Origin of the sequence: Actinomadura roseirufa, from assembly GCF_900659635.1 — a bacterium.
Lineage (GTDB): Bacteria > Actinomycetota > Actinomycetes > Streptosporangiales > Streptosporangiaceae > Spirillospora > Spirillospora roseirufa.
The window spans coordinates 1-3,505 of the sequence record NZ_CAACVB010000475.1 but is presented as its reverse complement, the minus strand read 5'-3'; the positions used below and the strand labels follow the sequence as shown (position 1 = coordinate 3,505).

The 3,505-nt window shown below is 76.6% G+C and carries 3 protein-coding genes; all 3 read left to right on the top strand.

From position 1 onward, the window contains the following. Positions 1 to 891 (top strand): hypothetical protein (locus tag E1291_RS42935; protein WP_207401227.1); only part of this gene is annotated, 891 nt, incomplete at its 5' end. A 3-nt stretch (positions 892 to 894) separates the two neighbouring features. After that, complete coding sequence (locus tag E1291_RS40350; protein ID WP_131743273.1) at positions 895 to 1,941, top strand: P-loop NTPase family protein; 1,047 nt, start codon at positions 895 to 897, stop codon at positions 1,939 to 1,941. 42 nt (positions 1,942 to 1,983) lie between these two features. Continuing rightward, positions 1,984 to 3,505 (top strand): hypothetical protein (locus E1291_RS40345; protein WP_207401226.1); only part of this gene is annotated, 1,522 nt, incomplete at its 3' end.

Below are 3,505 nucleotides of genomic sequence, written 5' to 3'. Positions count from 1 at the left end.
GTCCCCGGCTGCCGGGACGAGACGACGCTCGCGGTGGTGACGGCGGACCGCTCCCCGCGGCTCGTCGCGGCCTGGTGGGGACGGCTCGGCGCGGGCCGGCCCGACCCCGTGGAGATCGTGCTGGACGGCCCGGGACGGCCGCGGCTCGTCCGCCCGGCCGGGTTCGTCCCCGACCCGCGCGGGCTGGCCGAGCTGGTCCGGCTCGTCCCCGGGCGGCTCGGCCCCGGCGCCGGCCCCGCCGAGCTGTTCTGCCTGGTCGAGCTGAACGGCCCGCCGGCCCTGGCGCGGGCGCGCCGCGACCTGCTCGGCCGGCTGCTGGACCTGCTCGCCGACACCGGCGTGGACGGGCTCCGGGTGAGCGTCCTCGGCTACGGCGAGCACCTGGGGCGGTACGCCTCCGCGGACGGCGTCGTCCGGGGGGAGTGGTTCGCGTCGCCGGCCGGCGCGCGCAAGGCCCTGGACGCCCTGCCCGCCCCGGCGCCCGGCTACTACGCCAACGCGGCGCCGCTGGAGGACGCGCTGCGCGAGGTCGCCGTCCGCGGCCGGGCCGAGCCGCCCGCCGGGCCCCGCGGCCTGCTGGTGGTCGCGGACCGCCGCCCGCACCCGGTGATGTCCGTGGACGAGCAGAGCCCCGCGCACGCGTGCCCGGTCCGGCTGGACTGGGCCGCGGAGCTGCGCCGGGTGCGCGCCGAGGCCGGGGTCACCGCCTGCGTCACCGTCCTCGACCGGCCGGACGGCCCCGCCCGGGGCCACCCCGCGTGGACCGGGCTCGGCACCGACCTGCTCGCCCTGCTCGACGAGGCCACCCCGCGGGGGCTGGCCGCCGCGCTGCGGCTCGTCACCGGGGAGCCGGCGCACTGTCCCTTTCCGCTCGCCGAAGACACGAGGTGATCCATGTCCATGCCGGCCATGCCGGGTCCGTCGGGCCGGATCGGAATGTGGGGGGCGCCGGGGAGCGGCAAGACGACGTTCCTCGCCGCCCTGGGCATCGCCGTCAACCGCGCCCGGTCGGACTGGATCCTCTACGGCGACAACGACGAGTCCAACGACTTCCTCACGCGCAGCACCCACAAGCTCATGTACGAGCGGCGGTTCCCGGAGGCGACCCTGCACCTGTCGCCGAACCTCCGCTGGGTACTGCGCGGCCAGCGGGAGGTGAGCGAGCCGAGGCGGATGCGGTCGGCCCGCACCCGCGAGGTCGTGGCCTCGGTCGGCCTCGACCTGCTCGACGCCCCCGGCGGCGCGTTCGCCGGTGACCGCCGGGCCTACGTGCCGCTCAACGTCCACTATGGCGGCGACGACCCGAAGACGCCGCACGAGGGCGGCCCGGCGGGCGGCGCGCAGCCCGAGATGTCCGACGAGGAGCGGCTGTTCGCCCACCTCGGCGCGTGCCGGGGCCTCATCCTGCTGTTCGACCCGACGCGGGAGCGGACCCGCCGGAACACCTACGACTACTTCCACCGGACGGTGCTCCAGGTGGCGCGGCGGTCGGCCGAGCACAGCCCGGACCGCTACCTTCCGCAGCACCTGGCCGTCTGCATCACCAAGTTCGACCACCCGCAGGTGTACCACCCGGCCCGCAGGCTCGGGTACATCGACCAGACGCTGACGCCCGAGCAGTTCCCGACCGTCCCGGACGACCTGGCCAAGGACCTGTTCTCCGAGCTGTGCGAGTCCAGCCGCGAGGGCGGCGCGAAGCTGTTCCGCGACGGCATCGAGACCTACTTCAACCCCGAACGGACCCGCTACTTCATGACCTCCGCCGTCGGCTTCTACCTGGACCCGGACGTCGGCCGCTTCCAGCCGGCGCAGCCGTGGAACGCCGTCGAGGAGACCGACGAGCAGGGGCGGACGACCCAGCACATCTACGGCGACGTCCGTCCGATCAACGTGCTGGAGCCGGTCATCTGGCTGGCCAGGACGCTTCTCCCCGGGCGGTGAGGCCGTGCCGGGGCGGAGGCGGGCGGCGGTGAGGAGGCCGCGGTGGTGAAGGTGCGCGTCGGCTGGGCACTGCGCGGCAAGCCGCCCGGCAGCCACGACGACTACACGATCCTCCGGTCGGCGGGGCGGGCGTTCACGCCCGAGGACCTCGGCGCGATCCTGTCCCGGTTCTCGCTCGGCAACCCGCCGTCGGCCCGCCAGGACGGTCCGGGCGCGCTGCCGTGGGTGACGGTCAGCGAGGTGCAGGACGCCGAGCGCCACTACCTGGGGCTCACGATCCAGGAGTGGTCGCCGGACTGCGACGCGGCGGGCCGCCCGATCGCGGTCGGCCGGTACTTCTACCTGCCCTACGAGGCGGTGAGCGACGCGCCCGTCCGCTACCAGGGCATCTACCGGGAGCTGTACGGCCGTGACCTCGCCGCGCAGGACGGCGAGCTGGTGGTCGACCTGCCCGAGGCGTCCGCCGCCGAGCAGGCCGCCCGGATCGAGGAGATCGGCTTCGAGCCGGCGGCGACCGCCGCCGCGCTGCTGCTGGACGGGCCGGTCACCGTCACCGGCGGCGGCGCGGTGCCGCCCGACCGGCGGCTGGCGTTCTTCGACGCGGTCGCGGCGCTGCTGCCGTACGGGTGGCGGACCCGGTTCGCCGCCGGGACCTGGCACGACAACGGCAGCCGGCACGTCCGGCTGGCGTTCGCCGCCCGGCCCCGGCCGGGCACCTTCGAGCTGTCCTGGGCCGCGCCGCGGGAACCGCCGGAGGGGGCCGCCCGCGCCCGCGAGTACCTGACGGCGCTGCGCGACCTCACCGGCGGGCGGCGGCGGACGCTGACCGACATCGTCGCCTTCCTCGCCGCCGAGCGGAGGCCGCTGGCGGGCGCGGACCCGGCGGAGGTCCTGCGGATCCTGTCCGAGCTGGACTGGCCGGTGACGGTGCGGCGGGCGGCCCAGAGCGGCCGGGCGGACCCCGCCGACCTGCGCCGCCTGTTCGCCGCCGGGCGCTTCCGCGAGCTGCGCACCGCCCCGGAGCGCCGCCTGGTCTTCAACGCCCTCGTCGGCCGCGGCGAGGTCGCCGACCTGCCGCTCGTCCAGGAGCACTGGCACGAGGCCGGCGGCGACTTCGAGGTGCTGCTGCGGATGGGCCGCGCCCGGCTCTGGCGGGACCCGCCCGCGCACGGCGGCGCCGCGTATCTCGGCGTCGCCGAGGCACTCGGTTTCGGTGGGCCCTACCTGGCCGGCCTGATCGAGCCGCCCCGGCCGGACGAGCGGCCGGACGAGCGGCCCGGCGGTGAGGCCGCCATAGCCGAGCTGGTCCGGCGGGATCCGCCCGGACGATACCCGGAGGCGTTCGCGGCGCTGGTGGCCAACGAGCGGATGGTGTGCGAACTGCTGCACCAGCTCGCCCTGGACGACGCTGGCAACGGCAACGGCAACGGCACCGCGGAGTGGCTCACCGCTCTCGCGTCCGCCGCGCCGGACACGCTCGTCGGCCCGTTCCGGGCGGTGCTCGACGGCGCGGGCGAGCCCGTCGGCGTCGCCGCGCTCGACCGGCTCGCCGCGCACGGCGACG